Source organism: Pseudomonas sp. NPDC089741, assembly GCF_044748825.1.
Taxonomy (GTDB): domain Bacteria; phylum Pseudomonadota; class Gammaproteobacteria; order Pseudomonadales; family Pseudomonadaceae; genus Aquipseudomonas; species Aquipseudomonas helmanticensis.
In genome coordinates, this window is the sequence record NZ_JBIVGT010000020.1 from 36,209 (window position 1) to 52,824 (window position 16,616).

Here is a 16,616-nt window from a genome sequence, read left to right on the forward strand (position 1 = left end):
AAGATCGCAGCCCGCATGTACCCCTGTAGGAGCTGCCGAAGGCTGCGATCTCTTGATCTAAAAAATTCGCCCAGCGGAGCACACGTGATGAAACAGCCCAAACCGAACTTCTACAACCTGGCCTGGCGTTGGCATTTTTACGCCGGTCTATTTGTCGCCCCCTTCATGGTGATGCTGGCCCTGACCGGCATCATTTACCTGTTCAAACCGCAGCTCGATTCACTGATGTACAGCAGCCTGCTCAACGTCCCCGCCGGTCATCACACCGTCTCGGCCGATGACTTGCTGCAACGGGTAAAAAGCGCTTATCCACAAGGTCAGGTCACGCAATACCTGCCGCCGGTCAATGCTGAACGCAGCGCGCAATTCGTGGTGAAAAACGCCGGCCACGAACTCAACGTATTCGTCGATCCGTACCACGGCGACATCCTCGGCGAGCAGGATGCCAAGCAGAACCTGCAAGCCATCGCCCGCGCCATCCACGGCGAACTGATGATCGGCACTGTCGGTGACCGTCTGATCGAAATGGCCGCCGGCTGGGGCGTGGTGCTGGTGGTGTCCGGGCTGTTCCTGTGGTGGCCGCGCGGTCAGGCCGCCGGCATTCTGTGGCCACGGCTGAACAGCCGTGGCCGCGTGCTGTGGCGGGATCTGCACGCAGTCACCGGGTTCTGGGGCGCGACATTGCTGCTGGTGATGTTGCTCAGCGGCATGACCTGGACCGGTTTCTGGGGCAAGCAATACGCGCAAGTGTGGAACGTCTTCCCGGCGGCGATGTGGGACAACGTACCGACCTCTGACGTCGAAGCGCGAACCCTTAACAGCGCCACGCGCCAGACCGTGCCATGGGCGATGGAAAACACGCCGATGCCGGTGTCCGGCGATCACGCCGAGCACATGGCCCACGGCGGCGCCAATGCAGGCCCGGCAGCACCAATCATCAGCCTGCAAAACGTGCAGAACATCGCTACGGGGCGCAAGGTCGAACCCGGCTACAGCATCACCCTGCCAACCACCGCCACCGGTGTGTTCACCATCGCCGTGTTCGCCGATGACCCGCGCAACGATGCGACCCTGCACGTCGATCAGTACACCGGCAAGGTCCTCGCCGATGTGCGTTTCGAGCAATACGGTACCGTTGCTCGCGCCACGGAAATTGGCGTGATGCTCCACGAAGGCAAGATGTTCGGCACCTTCAACCAGATTGTCGTGCTGCTGATCTGCCTGATGATTCTGCTCAGTGCCGTCAGCGGCGTGGTGATCTGGTGGAAGCGCCGACCACAAGGCAAGTTCGGCGTGCCGCCGCTGCGCCATGACCTGCCGAAGTGGAAAACCGGCGTGGTGATCATGCTCGCGCTGGCGGTTGTATTTCCGCTGGTGGGCGCTTCGCTGCTGGTGGTGTGGTTGCTGGATCGCCTGCTGCTGTCGCGCCTGAGCAGGCAAACCGAGTCCGCCTCGACCTCATCCTGATCTACCCCATTTAGGAGCTGCCGCAGGCTGCGATCCTTTGATCTTGATCTTGAAAAACAACATCAAAAGATCGCAGTCTGCGGCAGCTCCTACAGGGGGTGTTTCACGTGCGTGTGCGGCTGATTTAGACTGCGTGTCTTTCCAGTCTCAGGATGAGTGTCATGTTCAAAAAGGTTGCGCTGTTGGTGTTGGTGTTGGTTTGCGGTTCGGCGTCGGCCGATACCAAAGTCGATGTCTCGCGGATTTACGGCAAGATCCAGTTCGTCAGCTCTTACCCCGACTACAAAGTGAAGATCGATAACTCCTGGCCAGACCTGAAGGTCAAGCAAGTCACCCAGTGGCCTGACTCGGTCGGCAAATGGCAAATCGTCGATCAATACCCTGATTACAAGATTCAAATTGTCGACGCCTACCCCGATTTCACCATCAAATACGTCGACTCCTGGCCCGGGGTGAACTGACCCGCCACGCCTTACCGCTGTCGCCCTGCGGCAGCACCACAATGAAGCACTTCCCCGCACCACGCCCCGCCGCACGTCCCCTCCTGGTGCGCAGTCTCTGCGCGCAACCGCTCTAACACGACATTTTCCTGCCCGATCCCGACCGGGCACAGCCCTTGCAAAACACACCTTCAGTCGTCCGCATCTGCCAACCAAAAAAACTTCAAATGTTCATGGAGATCGCACAATGAAGCGTCGCAGTTTGATCAAGGCTTTCACACTCACGGCATCCATTGCCGCGATGGGCATGACCTGGACTGTCCAGGCCGCCGAGACCATCAAGGTCGGGATTCTGCATTCGTTGTCCGGCACCATGGCGATCTCCGAAACGTCGCTCAAAGACATGGCGCTGATGACCATCGACGAGATCAACGCCAAGGGCGGCGTCAACGGCAAGATGCTTGAACCAGTGGTGGTTGACCCAGCATCAAACTGGCCGCTGTTCGCCGAAAAGGGCCGGCAGTTGCTGACCCAGGACAAGGTCGCCGTGGTGTTCGGCTGCTGGACGTCGGTGTCGCGTAAATCAGTGTTGCCGGTGTTCGAAGAGCTCAACGGCCTGCTGTTCTACCCGGTGCAATACGAAGGCGAAGAGATGTCGCCGAACGTTTTCTACACCGGCGCTGCGCCAAACCAGCAAGCAATCCCGGCGGTTGAATATTTGATGAGCGAAGAAGGTGGCAGCGCCAAACGCTACTTCCTGCTCGGCACCGACTACGTCTACCCGCGCACCACCAACAAGATCCTGCGTTCGTTCCTGCACTCCAAAGGCGTCGCCGACAAGGACATCGAAGAGGTCTACACGCCGTTCGGTCACAGCGACTATCAAACCATCGTTGCCAACATCAAGAAGTTCTCGGCCGGTGGCAAGACTGCGGTCATCTCGACCGTCAACGGCGACTCCAACGTGCCGTTCTACAAAGAACTGGCCAACCAGGGTTTGAAAGCCACCGACGTGCCGGTCGTGGCGTTCTCGGTCGGCGAAGAAGAACTGCGCGGCATCGACACCAAACCGTTGGTGGGCAACCTCGCGGCGTGGAACTACTTCGAGTCGGTGGAGAACCCGGTAAACAAGAAGTTCGTCGATGACTGGAAGGCCTACGCGAAGAAACACAACCTGCCGGGCGCTGACAAAGCCGTGACCAACGACCCGATGGAAGCCACCTACGTCGGCATCCACATGTGGGCGCAGGCGGTTGAGAAAGCCAAGTCCACTGACGTCGACAAAGTCCGCGAAGCCCTCGCCGGCCAGACCTTTGCCGCGCCGTCTGGCTACACGTTGACCATGGACAAGACCAATCACCACCTGCACAAACCGGTGATGATCGGCGAGATTCAGGCCGATGGTCAGTTCAACGTCGTGTGGCAGACCGAAGGGCCCGTCCGTGCGCAACCTTGGAGCCCGTTCATTCAGGGCAACGACAAGAAGCCGGATTATGCGGTGAAGAGCAACTGAGTTATCCCGCTCAACCTGATCGTTCCCACGCTCTGCGTGGGAATGCCTCAACGGACGCTCTGCGTCCGCTTTGGGGACGCGGAGCGTCCCGGGCTGCATTCCCACGCGGAGCGTGGGAACGATCACTACGCAAGGCCACGCATATGCGCACTGCCCTCTACCGCTTGCTTCTCGCCATCGCACTTTTGCTGCCGATGCTGGCCCACGCTGGCGATGCCGAAGACTTTGTCGCGGCCAATCCCGTGCAACAGGCCAAACTCCTCGAAACCTGGGCTGCGCAGCCCGACCCGGCACGTATCGAATTGATCAACGCCCTGCAACAAGGCGAACTGACCGTCGATGGCCAAGCGAAAACCCTGCGCCTGAACAATCGCCTGCGGGGTCTGATCGACACTGCCATGGCCAGCCATCAATTGCTCGCCGCCGACGCCAAAATCCGTCTGACTGCCGCGCAGCAATTGCAGAAAAGCGCGAAACCCGCGCAGCTGAAATTCCTCGACCAGCAACTCGCTGGTGAAAAAGATCAAGCCGTCCACGCCGCCCTGAGCCTGGCGCTGGCCAATCTGCAACTGGTCGACACTGACCCGGCCGTACGCCTCGCGGCCGTGCGGTTGCTCGGCGAAACCGGCGATCCACTGGCCCGTACGCGCCTCGAAGGTTTGCTCGAACCCGGCGTCGAAGCCGATGCCAACGTGCGCACCGCTGCCGAAACCAGCCTAGCCCAGGTCAAACGCAAACTGCTGATCGGCGAGATCCTCGGCCAGGCCTTCAGCGGCATGTCGCTCGGTTCGATTCTGTTGCTCGCCGCTCTCGGTCTGGCGATCACGTTCGGCCTGCTCGGCGTGATCAACATGGCCCACGGCGAAATGCTGATGCTCGGCGCCTACTCGACGTATGTGGTGCAGTTGATGTTCCAGCGCTACGCACCACAGGCCATCGAGTTCTACCCGTTGATTGCGTTGCCGGTGGCGTTCTTCGTTACGGCGGCGATCGGCATGGCACTGGAGCGCACGGTGATTCGTCACCTCTACGGTCGCCCACTGGAAACCCTGCTCGCCACGTGGGGCATCAGCCTGATGTTGATTCAACTGGTGCGTCTGTTGTTCGGCGCGCAGAACGTTGAGGTCGCCAACCCGGCGTGGTTGTCGGGCGGCATTCAAGTGCTGCCGAATCTGGTGCTGCCGTACAACCGCATCGTCATCATCGCCTTCGCCTTGTTTGTGGTGGTGCTGACGTGGCTGCTGCTGAACAAAACCCGCCTCGGCCTCAACGTCCGCGCCGTCACCCAGAACCGCAACATGGCAGCTTGCTGCGGTGTGCCGACCGGTCGCGTCGACATGCTCGCCTTCGGCCTGGGCTCAGGCATTGCCGGCCTCGGCGGCGTGGCGCTGAGCCAGATCGGCAACGTCGGTCCGGACCTCGGCCAGAGCTACATCATCGACTCGTTCCTGGTGGTGGTGCTCGGCGGCGTCGGCCAGTTGGCCGGCAGCGTGCTCGCGGCATTCGGCCTGGGCATCGCCAACAAGATTCTCGAACCGCAGATCGGTGCGGTGCTCGGCAAGATCCTGATCCTCGCGCTGATCATTCTGTTTATCCAGAAACGTCCGCAAGGCCTCTTCGCACTGAAAGGACGGGTGATCGACTGATGAACCAGCCTCTGTTAGTCACGGCCACACAAAAGGCCGGGCCGAAGGTAACCATCGCGATTGGCGCGGTGATCCTCGCCCTGTTGATCGCCTTGCCGCTGCTGTCGTTGTTGCCGGCGGAAAGTACGCTGTCGGTCTCGGCGTACACGCTGACACTGGTCGGCAAAATCCTCTGCTACGCCATCGTCGCCCTGGCACTGGATCTGGTCTGGGGTTATGCCGGTTTGCTGTCGCTGGGCCACGGTCTGTTCTTCGCGCTCGGCGGTTATGCGATGGGCATGTACCTGATGCGTCAGGCTGCCGGCGATGGCTTGCCGGCGTTCATGACCTTCCTGTCGTGGAGCGAATTACCGTGGTACTGGACCGGCACCAGCAGCTTCGTCTGGGCGATGTGTCTGGTGGTGTTGGCGCCGGGTTTGCTGGCGCTGGTATTCGGTTTCTTCGCCTTCCGCTCGCGGATCAAGGGCGTGTATTTCTCGATCATGACCCAGGCCCTGACCTTTGCCGGGATGTTGCTGTTCTTTCGCAACGAGACCGGTTTTGGCGGCAATAACGGCTTTACCAATTTCCGCACGATTCTCGGTTTCGGCATCACTGAACCGGGCACGCGCGCGGTGTTGTTTCTGGCCACGGTGTTGCTGCTGGTGGCGAGTCTGTTCATCGGCTGGCGCCTGGCGCAAAGCAAATTTGGTCGTGTGTTGACGGCGCTGCGCGATGCGGAAAACCGTTTGATGTTCTGCGGCTACGACCCGCGTGGTTTCAAGCTGTTCGTGTGGGTGTTGAGCGCGGTGTTGTGTGGTCTGGCCGGCGCGTTGTATGTGCCGCAAGTCGGGATCATCAACCCGAGCGAAATGTCGCCGACCAACTCGATTGAGGCAGCAGTCTGGGTGGCCCTTGGCGGGCGCGGCACGCTGATTGGCCCGCTGCTCGGTGCCGGTGTGGTCAACGGCATGAAGAGCTGGTTTACCGTGGCCTTCCCGGAATACTGGCTGTTCTTCCTCGGCGCGCTGTTCATCGTCGTGACGCTGTATTTGCCCAAAGGCGTGATCGGTCTGCTGAAGAAACGAGGTGAACAATGAGAGTCACGGCGAGCGCTGAATTCATGCTGGAACCGGCCTTTTTTCCCGTCGAGCCGAACAAGGACGCTGGCACCAGCCGCGACTCGATCGGCCTCGGGCAAAGCGTCGGCCCGGGCCTCGACACCCGCCACGGCACGATCCTGACACTGGAAGACATCAGCGTCAGCTTCGATGGCTTTCGTGCGCTGAACAATCTGAACCTGTACATCGGCGTCGGTGAATTGCGCTGCATCATCGGCCCCAACGGCGCGGGCAAAACCACGCTGATGGACGTGATCACCGGCAAGACCCGACCGAGCCACGGCAAGGCGTGGTTCGGCGAAACGCTGGACCTGACGCAGATGAGCGAAGTGCAGATCGCCCAAGCCGGCATCGGTCGCAAGTTCCAGAAGCCGACGGTGTTCGAAGCGCTGAGCGTGTTTGAAAACCTGGAGCTGGCGCAGAAGACCGACAAGTCGGTGTGGGCCAGTTTGCGTGCGCGCCTGAGTGGTGAGCAGAAGGATCGGATCAGCGAAGTGCTGGAGACGATCCGTTTGACCACCTCGGTTAATCGCCCGGCGGGGTTGTTGTCCCACGGGCAGAAGCAGTTTCTCGAGATCGGCATGTTGTTGATGCAAGACCCGCAATTGCTCCTGCTCGATGAGCCGGTGGCGGGAATGACCGATGCCGAAACCGAGTTCACTGCTGAACTGTTCAAGAGCCTGGCGGGCAAGCATTCGCTGATGGTGGTGGAGCATGACATGGGCTTTGTCGGCTCGATTGCCGACCATGTGACCGTGTTGCACCAGGGCAGCGTTTTGGCCGAAGGCTCACTGGAGCAAGTGCAGGAAAACGAGCGCGTGATCGAGGTCTACCTCGGCCGCTGAAGACTCAGATCGCTCCCACGCTCCGCGTGGGAATGCATCCCGTGACGCTCCGCGTCACACAAAAGCGGACGCAGAGCGTCCATGGCGGCATTCCCACGCAGAGCGTGGGAACGATCACCGAGGAGAATTTGGACATGCTGCAAGTCGACAAGCTGCACCAGTACTACGGCGGTAGCCACATCCTGCGTGGCCTGTCTTTCGACGTTAAGGTCGGCGAGGTCACCTGCCTGCTCGGCCGTAACGGCGTCGGCAAAACCACCCTGCTCAAATGCCTGATGGGCTTGCTGCCGGCCAAAGAAGGCGCGGTGAATTGGGAGGGCAAACCGATCACCACGTTCAAGCCGCACCAGCGTGTTCACGCCGGGATCGCTTATGTGCCGCAGGGCCGCGAGATCTTCGGACGCCTGACGGTGGAAGAGAATCTGCTGATGGGTTTGTCGCGTTTCCCCGGCAGTGAAGCCAAAGAAGTACCAAGTTTCATCTACGAATTGTTCCCGGTGCTGCTACAAATGAAGCAGCGTCGCGGCGGTGACCTCTCCGGCGGTCAGCAGCAACAGCTGGCGATTGGTCGCGCATTGGCCAGTCGTCCGCGTTTACTGATCCTTGATGAGCCCACCGAAGGCATTCAACCCTCGGTGATCAAGGAGATCGGCGCGGTGATCAAGAAACTCGCGGCGCGCGGCGACATGGCGATTTTGCTGGTCGAGCAGTTCTACGATTTCGCGGCGGAACTGGCCGATCAGTACCTGGTGATGTCCCGGGGCGAAATCGTGCAGCAGGGTCGCGGTGAAAATATGGAGGCCGAGGGTGTACGCGGGCTGGTAACGATCTAGTACAACGAACTAATCTGTAGCTTCCTAACGATAATTACAAACCATGAATTCGACTGTTGCACCTGCCCTGTTTACCCCGAGCTGGCACGCCGAGCTGGAACTCGCCTACGCGCGTTTCGGCGATTGCACGCGCCCGGTCATGCGCCGGCACATCGGCCCGCTGCGCGTACAAAAACACCTGTACGCCGAAGGCCCCGAAGTCTGCCAACACATCATCGTTCACCCGCCGGGCGGTATTGCCGGCGGCGATCGGCTGGACATCAGCGCCCGCGTCGAACCTGGCGCTTGGGCGCAGATCACCAGCCCCGGCGCGGCCAAGTGGTATCGCGCCGGTGGCCCGGCCTACCAGAAACTCGATTTGCAGGTGGCGGCCGGGGCGACCCTGGAATGGCTGCCACAGGAAACCATCGTCTACAGCGCCGCCCAGGCCGAACTCACGACTTCGATCGATCTGCAGGGTGATGCGCGGCTGTTCTACTGGGATGTGGTGGCGCTGGGTCGTCCGGCGAGTGGCGAGCGTTTCGACCGTGGGCACTTTCAGGCGCACCTGGATATTCGTCGCGACGGCCGTTTGCTCTGGCATGAACGCCAGCGCATTGTCGGCGGTGATGGCTTGCTCGATGCGCCGATCGGGCTGGATGGCCATCCGGTGTTTGCGACGTTGTTGGTGACCGGTGAAATTGACGCTGAGTTGCTCGAACGTTGCCGCTCGCTCGGACACGAAGTGCGCGGGGATTTGACCCAGTTGCCAGGGCTGCTGGTCGCCCGTTGTCTGGCCAGCGAAGCATTGCTCGCCCGCGCGTGGCTCATCGATTTATGGCGCCTGCTACGCCCGGTGCTGCTGGACCGCGAAGCCCAGCCCCCCCGAATCTGGAACACCTGAAATGCATTCCCCTGTAGGAGCTGTCGAGTGAAACGAGGCTGCGATCTTTTGATTTTGTTTTTTCAAGATCAAGATCAAAAGATCGCAGCCTCCGGCAGCTCCTACAGGGTGTACGTCATTATTTTTAACTGCCGATATTGGATTCCCACAATGGACCTGACCCCACGCGAAAAAGACAAGCTGCTGATCTTCACCGCCGGCCTCGTCGCCGAGCGGCGTTTGGCGCGCGGCGTGAAACTCAATTACCCGGAAGCCATGGCCTACATCTCCGCCGCGCTGCTCGAAGGCGCGCGTGACGGCCGGACTGTCGCCGAGCTGATGCACTTCGGCACCACCCTGCTCAGCCGCGAACAAGTGATGGAAGGCATCCCGGAAATGATTCCCGAGATCCAGGTCGAAGCGACGTTCCCCGACGGCACCAAACTGGTCACCGTCCACCAACCGATCGTCTGAGGCCGCGCCATGACTTACTCCATTCGCGATGCCATCCACGCCGACCTGCCGGCGATCCGCGACATCTACAACGACGCTGTGCTCAACACCACGGCGATCTGGAATGAACAGGCCGTCGACCTCGGCAATCGCCAGGCGTGGTTCAGCGCGCGTCAGGCCCAGGCCTACCCGATTCTGGTGATCGTCGACGCCGACAACACAGTGCTCGGCTACGCTTCGTTCGGTGACTGGCGACCGTTCGATGGCTTTCGCCATACCGTCGAGCACTCGGTGTACGTGCGCAGCGATCAGCGTGGTAACGGACTCGGCCCGCAACTGATGACGGCGCTGATCGAACGGGCCAGAACTTGCGACAAACACGTGATGGTCGCCGCCATTGAAAGCGGCAACGCCGCTTCGATTCGTCTGCACGAGCGCGCCGGTTTCAGCATCACCGGGCAGATGCCGCAGGTCGGTACCAAGTTCGGCCGCTGGCTCGACCTGACCTTCATGCAACTGACCCTCAATCCTGGCGCGGAGCCGCCTGACGCCAACAAGGAGTGACACCGATGAACGCCGCCCAACTGCGCCGCGTCAACGCTGAAAGTTTTGCCCACTATCGTCAGGGCCTGATTGATCTGCTGCTCGATGCCGTGGGCTACGGCGCCAGCGTCGGCTTCATGGCCGATCTCGATGCGGCTCAGGCGCGCGCGTATTTCGATGAGGTGCAGGACAGCGTCAACAAGGGCAGCGTATTGCTCTGGGTGGTCGTCAAGGACGAACAGGTCCAGGCCAGTGTGCAATTGGGTCTGTGCCAGAAGCGCAACGGTCTCAACCGCGCCGAGGTGCAGAAACTGCTGGTGCGCGAAAACGCGCGGCGGCGCGGTCTTGGCCAGCAATTGATGAGTGCGCTGGAACTCGAAGCGCCCAAGCACAAGCGCGGCATGCTCTACCTCGACACCGAGGCCGGCTCGCCCGCCGAAGATTTCTACAAGGCGTTGGGGTACACCCGCGCGGGTCAGATTCCCGATTACGCCTGCGACCCGACCGGCACGTATCGCCCGACCGCCCTCTATTTCAAGATTCTGCAAGGAGCCCAGTGATGATTCCTGGCGAATACCAGATCCAGCCCGGCGACATCGAACTCAACGTCGGTCGCCGCACCGTCAGCCTGAAAGTCGCCAACAGCGGCGACCGGCCGATCCAGGTCGGCTCGCACTATCACTTTTTCGAAACCAACGACGCGCTGACCTTCGACCGCGCCGCGAGCCGTGGCATGCGCCTGAATATTCCCGCAGGCACTGCCGTGCGTTTTGAGCCGGGGCAGAGTCGCGAAGTCGAGCTGGTCGATTACGCCGGGCATCGCCGGGTGTTCGGGTTTGCCGGACGGATCATGGGCGACCTCTGACATCTGCATGCACCGCCGCCCCTCACCCCAGCCCTCTCCCGAGGGAGAGGGAGCCGAATGGGGGCTTTTCCGATCCTGAGTTCGACTCGATATTTCAGGTCGATGTCTGTCGGAAGAAACCCGCGATCAGTCCCCTCTCCCTCTGGGAGAGGGCTAGGGTGAGGGTTGATGGCTCACCACTATTTTCCTGAAGGACGCTGCATGAAAATCTCCAGAAAAGCCTACGCCGACATGTTCGGCCCCACCGTCGGCGACAAGGTGCGCCTGGCCGATACCGAACTGTGGATCGAAGTCGAAAAAGACTTCACCACCTACGGCGAAGAAGTGAAATTCGGCGGCGGCAAAGTCATCCGCGACGGCCAGGGCCAAAGCCAGCTGCTCGCCGCCGAAGTGGTCGACACGCTAATCACCAACGCGCTGATCATCGACCACTGGGGCATCGTCAAAGCCGACGTCGGCCTCAAGGACGGGCGCATCTTCGCGATCGGCAAGGCCGGCAACCCCGACGTGCAGCCCAACGTCGACATCGCCATCGGCGCGAGTACCGAAGTGATTGCCGGTGAAGGCATGATCCTCACCGCTGGCGGCATCGACACGCACATCCACTTCATCTGCCCGCAGCAGATCGAAGAAGCGCTGATGAGTGGCGTCACCACCATGATCGGCGGCGGCACCGGCCCGGCCACGGGCACCAACGCCACAACGTGCACTTCGGGCCCGTGGCATCTGGCGCGCATGCTCCAGGCTGCCGATGCCTTCCCGATGAACATCGGCCTCACCGGCAAGGGCAACGCAAGCCTGCCGGAACCGCTGATCGAACAGGTCAAGGCCGGCGCCATCGGCCTCAAGCTGCATGAAGACTGGGGCACCACCCCGGCGAGCATCGACAACTGCCTGAGCGTCGCCGATCAGTTCGACGTGCAGGTGGCGATCCACACCGACACCCTCAACGAATCCGGTTTCGTCGAAACCACCCTCGGCGCGTTCAAGGGCCGCACCATCCATACCTATCACACCGAAGGTGCCGGTGGCGGCCACGCGCCGGACATCATCAAGGCCTGCGGTTTCCCCAATGTGCTGCCGAGTTCGACCAACCCGACCCGGCCGTTCACCCGCAACACCATCGACGAACACCTCGACATGCTGATGGTCTGCCATCACCTCGACCCGAGCATCGCCGAAGACGTCGCGTTCGCCGAAAGCCGTATTCGCCGCGAAACGATTGCCGCCGAAGACATCCTTCACGACCTCGGCGCCTTCTCGATGATCAGCTCCGACAGCCAGGCCATGGGCCGCGTCGGCGAAGTCATCACGCGCACCTGGCAGACCGCCGACAAGATGAAAAAACAACGCGGCCCGCTGCCGCAGGACGGCGCAGGCAACGACAACTTCCGCGCCAAACGCTACATCGCCAAATACACGATCAATCCGGCGATCACCCATGGCATCAGCCATGAAGTCGGTTCGATCGAGGTTGGCAAATGGGCGGATCTGGTGCTCTGGCGTCCGGCGTTTTTCGGCGTCAAACCGACGCTGATTCTCAAGGGCGGCGCGATTGCCGCGAGCTTGATGGGCGACGCCAATGCCTCGATCCCGACACCGCAACCGGTGCATTACCGTCCGATGTTCGCCAGTTACGGTGGCTCGCTGCACGCCACCAGCCTGACCTTTATCAGCCAGGCGGCGCAGGAGGCCGGGTTGCCGGAAGCGTTGGGGTTGAAGAAGAAAATCGCCGTGGTGAAGGGGTGCCGTGATGTGCAGAAAACCGACCTGATTCACAACGACTATCTGCCGAACATTGATGTTGATCCGCAGACGTATCAGGTCAAGGCTGACGGCGTGTTGCTGTGGTGCGAGCCGGCGGAAACGTTACCGATGGCGCAGCGGTATTTCCTGTTCTAACCCAAAAAAGCCTTTCAAGATCCGCGAGTACAAGGGCCTGCGTATGCCGATCCCTGTAGGAGCTGCCGAAGGCTGCGATCTTTTGATCTTGATCTTAAAAAACAAGATCAAAAGATCGCAGCCTTCGGCAGCTCCTACAGGGGTTATTCGATTACCAAGCGTGCCAGGCGTTGTCTGAGCATACGGTTTTCGGCACGCAACTCGCGCACCTCTTCCAGCAGATCCAGCGCCAGAGCGACGCCTTCCCACTCCAGCTCCAGGTCATGCCGCAATTTCGCCGCACGCTTGGCCAGGGCCAGTTCGTAATCGGTGAAGCGCCATTCCCGGGGCTGCGCGCCCTGAGGTTCGAGGATGCCGTGTTCGACGATTTCTATCACGTAGACGTCCGACAAATCGGCCGCCTCACAGAATTCTGCCAGGTCCAGTTGAACGATCAGGGGGCTGCTCATGATGGGCTACTCCGTCGTCGAATTTAGAAGTTCTCTCGCGGATTGAAGGCGGCTTTCTTCGCCAGTTCCTGCCACAGCGCCTTGACCTCGTCGTCGGCCGCTTTTGGCATTACCGCTTTGAGCTGCACGAACAAATAACCGCGTTCGCCAGCCTTGTCCTGCAAACCGTGGCCCTTGGCGCGCATGCGCTGGCCATTCTGGCTGCCGGCCGGAACCTTGAGGTTGATCTTGCCGGTGAGGGTCGGCACCGCCACTTCAGTGCCCAGTGCCAACTCCCACGGCGCCAGTGGCAGCGTGATGATCAGGTTTTCGCCTTCGACATCGAATTTCGGGTGCGGCGCAAAACGAATGGTCAGGTACAGATCGCCATTCGCCCCGCCACCGACGCCCGGTGCACCCTGGCCTTTGAGGCGGATACGCTCGCCGTCGGTGACGCCCGCCGGGATCTTCACGTTCAGGCTCTTGCTGGTGTTGCTGACGTGCTGGCCGTTGGCGTTGTATTGCGGCACCTGGAAGGTGACTTTCTTTGACTCGTTCGACAGCGTCTCCTCGAGGAAGATCGGCAGTTCCATTTCCACGTCTTGCCCTCGGCGCGCTGCACTGCGTTGTTGCCGACCTTCGCCACCACCGAAACCGGGGCCGCGATTGCCGAAGATCGAACTGAAGAAGTCCGAGAAGTCACCGGTGTCCTGACCGCCGCCACCAAAGCCGCCACGGCTCTGCCAGCCCGGTGGCCCCTGGAACGGCTGACCGTGCTGGCCATAGCGGCGCAGTTCGTCGTATTCCGCACGTTTGTCAGCGCTCTTCAGCGCTTCATAGGCTTCCGAGGCGTCCTTGAACTTCTCCTCGGCGTCTTTTTCCTTGCTGACATCGGGGTGGTATTTACGCGCCAGCTTGCGATAGGCAGCCTTGATTGCCTTGTCGTCTGCTGTCGGCTCCACGCCGAGTATCTTGTAATAGTCTTTGAAGTCCATCGAAGGAATCACCGTCCGTTATCGATTTCGCGCCGATGCCAGCATGCGCCGATTCGCGCGTGCCGGGTTGACCGATCTCAAGGTTGTGACCGGGTGGCGCAGCAGAAGTTTATCGGCAGTGGACGACGGTTCTTGTGACCGCCGGTGGTTCTGCCGGCCCATGCCAGCAAGTTTGGGGCGAAGCTGCGATTTTCAACCAGTTTAGTCGTGAAATAGCAGATGACCGGCCTTCGATTCTGGCGCGCACTGACATACACTGCGCGGCCGTTTTTTTGACCGGAACCGAAAGACATGAAAGACGCCTCTCCAGCCCGTGCCTGCGGCATCGACTTCGGCACGTCCAACTCCACCGTCGGCTGGCTGCGCCCCGGCATGGAAACGATGATCGCGCTGGAAGACGACAAGATCACCCTGCCGTCGGTGGTCTTCTTCAACATCGAGGAGCGCCGCCCGGTTTACGGTCGTCTGGCGCTGCACGAGTACCTGGAAGGCTACGAAGGCCGCCTGATGCGCTCGCTGAAGAGCCTGCTCGGTTCCAAGCTGATCAAGCACGACACCAGCGTGCTCGGCACGGCGATGCCGTTCAAGGACTTGCTCGGCCTGTTCATCGGCCAGCTGAAAAGCCGCGCCGAAACTGCCGCCGGTCGGGAATTCGAGCAAGTGGTGCTCGGGCGTCCGGTGTTCTTCGTCGATGATGATCCGCTGGCTGACCAGGAAGCTGAAGACACTTTGGTCGACGTCGCCAAGAAGATCGGCTTCAAAGAAGTGTCGTTCCAGTACGAACCGATTGCGGCGGCCTTCGACTACGAGTCGACCATCGAGAAAGAAGAGCTGGTGCTGATCGTCGACATTGGCGGTGGTACGTCCGACTTCTCGCTGGTGCGCCTGTCGCCCGAGCGTCGTGGTTACGACAACCGTCACGATGACATCCTTGCCACCGGCGGTGTGCACATCGGCGGGACCGACTTCGACAAACAGCTGAGCCTGCAAGGCATGATGCCGCTGTTCGGCTACGGCAGCCGCATGAAGAGCGGCGCCTACATGCCGACCAGCCACCACATGAACCTGGCGACCTGGCACACCATCAACTCCGTGTATTCGCAGAAGTCCAGTCTGGCGCTGGGCAGCATGCGTTACGACATCGAAGACACCGGCGGCATCGATCGCCTGTTCAAGTTGATCGAGCAGCGCGCCGGCCACTGGCTGGCGATGGAAGTCGAAGAAACCAAGATCCAGCTGACCCACACCGACAGCCGCCATGTGCCGCTGGACCGCATCGAAGCCGGTTTGAGCGTGGAACTGTCGCGCGCGCTGTTTGAATCGGCAATCGATGCGCTGCTGGAGCGCGTGCGCGGCAGCGTCACGCAGCTGTTGAACGACGCCGGGGTGGCGGTGGATCAGGTTGATACGGTGTTCTTCACCGGCGGTTCGAGCGGGATTCCGGCGCTGCGCAACAGCGTCTCGGCGATGCTGCCGAATGCGCGGCATGTCGAAGGGAATATCTTTGGCAGCATTGGTAGCGGCTTGGCGATTGAAGCGATGAAACGCTACGGTTCGATGGCCTGATTCAGAATCGGTGGCGCGCCATTCGCGAGCAGGCTCGCTCCCACAGTGGATCGCATTCCAACTGAAGGAATGTGATCAAAATGTGGGAGCGAGCCTGCTCGCGAAGAGGCCCGTTCAAGCGCTACAAGGCTTGGATCAAACCATCCCGCCCAACTTCAACTCACTCTTCAGATACGCGTAATAAATCGGCCCCGCCACCACTCCCGGCAAGCCGAACGCGGCTTCGAACACCAGCATCGCCAGCAGCAACTCCCACGACTTGGCACTGATCTGCCCGCCGACAATGCGCGCATTCAGGAAGTATTCGAGCTTGTGGATAACGATCAGATAACCCAACGCCGCCACCGCCACCCAGATCGACAGCGACAGGCCGACGATGGTGATCAGCGTGTTCGAGATCAGGTTGCCGATCACCGGCAACAGGCCTAGCAGGAAGGTCAGCACGATCAGGGTCTTGGTCAGCGGTAGCTTGACCCCGAACATCGGCAGGATCACCGCGAGAAAGATGCCGGTGAAGAAGGTGTTGAGCAACGCAATCTTGATCTGCGCGAAAACGATATTGCGAAACGCCTGCACCAGCAGGTGCAAACGGTCGAACAGCGCGGCGGCCAGCGGCTTGCGCTTGGTCACGTCCGGTACACGCTGCAAGGCGATGATCGCGCCGAGCACCATGCCGATCAGCAATGTCACGAACATGTGCGCCGCGTCCTTGCCGACCAGTTGCAGATCAGAGAGATGCTTGCTCAGCCATTCGCCGATCGCGACGCGGAATTCACCGGCGCTGGCCGGCAGATAAGCATCGATGAACGGCGGCAGTTGCCCGCGTGCACGATCGACCACGCCCATGAATTTATCGAGGGAAGCCCCAGGGTTCTCCGCTTCGTGCAGGAGGAAGCTGATGGCCCCGGCAAAGATCAGCGCCAGCACGCTTACTACCAGCGTGCCGAGCAGTGCCACCGCCAGCCAGCGGGCGCGGCGGCCTTCGATCAGCCGTTGCAGTTGCGGGGTGAGCATGTTGACCAGCTCGAACACCAACAGACCGGCCAGCAGGCTCGGCAACAAACGCAGCGGCAGCACCAGCAGCAATCCGCCGAAAATGATGATGCAACTGACCCAGAACACTACATGACGCTCAGAAAACGTTGGCATACAGCCTCA

General features: G+C 60.7%; 17 protein-coding genes. 14 read left to right on the forward strand and 3 right to left on the reverse strand.

Going from position 1 to position 16,616, the window contains the following annotated elements:
* The first annotated feature begins 87 nt into the window (after positions 1–87).
* The 13 genes from ACIPZE_RS18790 to ureC all read left to right on the forward strand — a co-directional run bounded on the left by ACIPZE_RS18790 (position 88) and on the right by ureC (position 12,469).
* A complete protein-coding gene (locus ACIPZE_RS18790; protein WP_400774520.1) occupies positions 88–1,467 on the forward strand; it encodes a PepSY-associated TM helix domain-containing protein in 1,380 nt (459 codons plus the stop codon).
* Between the two features lie 161 nt (positions 1,468–1,628).
* On the forward strand, positions 1,629–1,928 hold the full coding sequence (locus ACIPZE_RS18795) for a hypothetical protein (protein WP_400774523.1): 300 nt from the start codon (positions 1,629–1,631) through the stop codon (positions 1,926–1,928).
* A 226-nt stretch (positions 1,929–2,154) separates the two neighbouring features.
* Positions 2,155–3,420 (forward strand): urea ABC transporter substrate-binding protein, encoded by a 1,266-nt coding sequence (gene urtA, locus ACIPZE_RS18800; RefSeq protein WP_129388453.1) that lies wholly within the window; start codon positions 2,155–2,157, stop codon positions 3,418–3,420.
* 143 nt (positions 3,421–3,563) lie between these two features.
* Positions 3,564–5,066 carry an urea ABC transporter permease subunit UrtB gene (gene urtB / locus ACIPZE_RS18805; RefSeq protein ID WP_400774527.1) on the forward strand — a complete coding sequence of 501 codons (1,503 nt, stop codon included), beginning with the start codon at positions 3,564–3,566 and terminating at the stop codon, positions 5,064–5,066.
* Positions 5,066–6,145: an urea ABC transporter permease subunit UrtC gene (gene urtC / locus ACIPZE_RS18810; protein ID WP_283437872.1), complete on the forward strand. Its 1,080-nt coding sequence runs from the start codon at positions 5,066–5,068 to the stop codon at positions 6,143–6,145. Before urtB ends, urtC begins: the two co-directional genes overlap by 1 nt.
* Complete coding sequence (gene urtD, locus ACIPZE_RS18815; protein ID WP_108224426.1) at positions 6,142–7,011, forward strand: urea ABC transporter ATP-binding protein UrtD; 870 nt, start codon at positions 6,142–6,144, stop codon at positions 7,009–7,011. Before urtC ends, urtD begins: the two co-directional genes overlap by 4 nt.
* Before the next feature lie 134 nt (positions 7,012–7,145).
* Complete coding sequence (gene urtE, locus ACIPZE_RS18820) at positions 7,146–7,844, forward strand: urea ABC transporter ATP-binding subunit UrtE (protein WP_053116875.1); 699 nt, start codon at positions 7,146–7,148, stop codon at positions 7,842–7,844.
* 43 nt (positions 7,845–7,887) lie between these two features.
* Positions 7,888–8,727, forward strand: coding sequence for an urease accessory protein UreD (locus tag ACIPZE_RS18825; protein WP_400774530.1), 840 nt, complete (start codon positions 7,888–7,890; stop codon positions 8,725–8,727).
* A gap of 150 nt (positions 8,728–8,877) precedes the next feature.
* On the forward strand, positions 8,878–9,180 hold the full coding sequence (ureA, locus tag ACIPZE_RS18830) for an urease subunit gamma (protein ID WP_008085431.1): 303 nt from the start codon (positions 8,878–8,880) through the stop codon (positions 9,178–9,180).
* A 9-nt stretch (positions 9,181–9,189) separates the two neighbouring features.
* Complete coding sequence (locus tag ACIPZE_RS18835; RefSeq protein WP_129388435.1) at positions 9,190–9,723, forward strand: GNAT family N-acetyltransferase; 534 nt, start codon at positions 9,190–9,192, stop codon at positions 9,721–9,723.
* 5 nt (positions 9,724–9,728) lie between these two features.
* On the forward strand, positions 9,729–10,262 hold the full coding sequence (locus ACIPZE_RS18840) for a GNAT family N-acetyltransferase (RefSeq protein ID WP_129388432.1): 534 nt from the start codon (positions 9,729–9,731) through the stop codon (positions 10,260–10,262).
* A complete protein-coding gene (locus ACIPZE_RS18845) occupies positions 10,262–10,567 on the forward strand; it encodes an urease subunit beta (RefSeq protein WP_016984791.1) in 306 nt (101 codons plus the stop codon). The genes ACIPZE_RS18840 and ACIPZE_RS18845 overlap by 1 nt, the downstream gene beginning before the upstream one ends.
* A 201-nt stretch (positions 10,568–10,768) precedes the next feature.
* Positions 10,769–12,469: an urease subunit alpha gene (gene ureC / locus ACIPZE_RS18850; RefSeq protein ID WP_400774533.1), complete on the forward strand. Its 1,701-nt coding sequence runs from the start codon at positions 10,769–10,771 to the stop codon at positions 12,467–12,469.
* Positions 12,470–12,612: 143 nt separating this feature from the next.
* Here the strand turns inward: ureC and ACIPZE_RS18855 are convergent, their stop codons facing one another.
* Both ACIPZE_RS18855 and ACIPZE_RS18860 read right to left on the reverse strand, forming a co-directional pair.
* Positions 12,613–12,918 carry a chaperone modulator CbpM gene (locus tag ACIPZE_RS18855; protein WP_283437877.1) on the reverse strand — a complete coding sequence of 102 codons (306 nt, stop codon included), beginning with the start codon at positions 12,916–12,918 and terminating at the stop codon, positions 12,613–12,615.
* A 23-nt stretch (positions 12,919–12,941) separates the two neighbouring features.
* Complete coding sequence (locus ACIPZE_RS18860) at positions 12,942–13,892, reverse strand: DnaJ C-terminal domain-containing protein (protein ID WP_400774536.1); 951 nt, start codon at positions 13,890–13,892, stop codon at positions 12,942–12,944.
* Positions 13,893–14,183: 291 nt separating this feature from the next.
* Between ACIPZE_RS18860 and ACIPZE_RS18865 the strand changes: the two genes are divergently transcribed.
* Positions 14,184–15,458 carry an Hsp70 family protein gene (locus ACIPZE_RS18865; RefSeq protein ID WP_283437879.1) on the forward strand — a complete coding sequence of 425 codons (1,275 nt, stop codon included), beginning with the start codon at positions 14,184–14,186 and terminating at the stop codon, positions 15,456–15,458.
* Between the two features lie 135 nt (positions 15,459–15,593).
* On the opposite strand, the gene ACIPZE_RS18870 is transcribed toward ACIPZE_RS18865, so the two are convergent.
* Positions 15,594–16,607 carry an AI-2E family transporter gene (locus tag ACIPZE_RS18870; protein WP_129388418.1) on the reverse strand — a complete coding sequence of 338 codons (1,014 nt, stop codon included), beginning with the start codon at positions 16,605–16,607 and terminating at the stop codon, positions 15,594–15,596.
* Between the last annotated feature and the right edge of the window lie 9 nt (positions 16,608–16,616).

Bases quoted from the DNA above. Each gene is read 5' to 3' on its own strand.
- ACIPZE_RS18790 (WP_400774520.1), top strand. From the start codon at position 88: ATGAAACAGCCCAAACCGAACTTCTACAACCTGGCCTGGCGTTGGCAT.
- ACIPZE_RS18795 (WP_400774523.1), top strand. From the start codon at position 1,629: ATGTTCAAAAAGGTTGCGCTGTTGGTGTTGGTGTTGGTTTGCGGTTCG.
- urtA (WP_129388453.1), top strand. From the start codon at position 2,155: ATGAAGCGTCGCAGTTTGATCAAGGCTTTCACACTCACGGCATCCATT.
- urtB (WP_400774527.1), top strand. From the start codon at position 3,564: ATGCGCACTGCCCTCTACCGCTTGCTTCTCGCCATCGCACTTTTGCTG.
- urtC (WP_283437872.1), top strand. From the start codon at position 5,066: ATGAACCAGCCTCTGTTAGTCACGGCCACACAAAAGGCCGGGCCGAAG.
- urtD (WP_108224426.1), top strand. From the start codon at position 6,142: ATGAGAGTCACGGCGAGCGCTGAATTCATGCTGGAACCGGCCTTTTTT.
- urtE (WP_053116875.1), top strand. From the start codon at position 7,146: ATGCTGCAAGTCGACAAGCTGCACCAGTACTACGGCGGTAGCCACATC.
- ACIPZE_RS18825 (WP_400774530.1), top strand. From the start codon at position 7,888: ATGAATTCGACTGTTGCACCTGCCCTGTTTACCCCGAGCTGGCACGCC.
- ureA (WP_008085431.1), top strand. From the start codon at position 8,878: ATGGACCTGACCCCACGCGAAAAAGACAAGCTGCTGATCTTCACCGCC.
- ACIPZE_RS18835 (WP_129388435.1), top strand. From the start codon at position 9,190: ATGACTTACTCCATTCGCGATGCCATCCACGCCGACCTGCCGGCGATC.
- ACIPZE_RS18840 (WP_129388432.1), top strand. From the start codon at position 9,729: ATGAACGCCGCCCAACTGCGCCGCGTCAACGCTGAAAGTTTTGCCCAC.
- ACIPZE_RS18845 (WP_016984791.1), top strand. From the start codon at position 10,262: ATGATTCCTGGCGAATACCAGATCCAGCCCGGCGACATCGAACTCAAC.
- ureC (WP_400774533.1), top strand. From the start codon at position 10,769: ATGAAAATCTCCAGAAAAGCCTACGCCGACATGTTCGGCCCCACCGTC.
- ACIPZE_RS18855 (WP_283437877.1), bottom strand. From the start codon at position 12,918: ATGAGCAGCCCCCTGATCGTTCAACTGGACCTGGCAGAATTCTGTGAG.
- ACIPZE_RS18860 (WP_400774536.1), bottom strand. From the start codon at position 13,892: ATGGACTTCAAAGACTATTACAAGATACTCGGCGTGGAGCCGACAGCA.
- ACIPZE_RS18865 (WP_283437879.1), top strand. From the start codon at position 14,184: ATGAAAGACGCCTCTCCAGCCCGTGCCTGCGGCATCGACTTCGGCACG.
- ACIPZE_RS18870 (WP_129388418.1), bottom strand. From the start codon at position 16,607: ATGCCAACGTTTTCTGAGCGTCATGTAGTGTTCTGGGTCAGTTGCATC.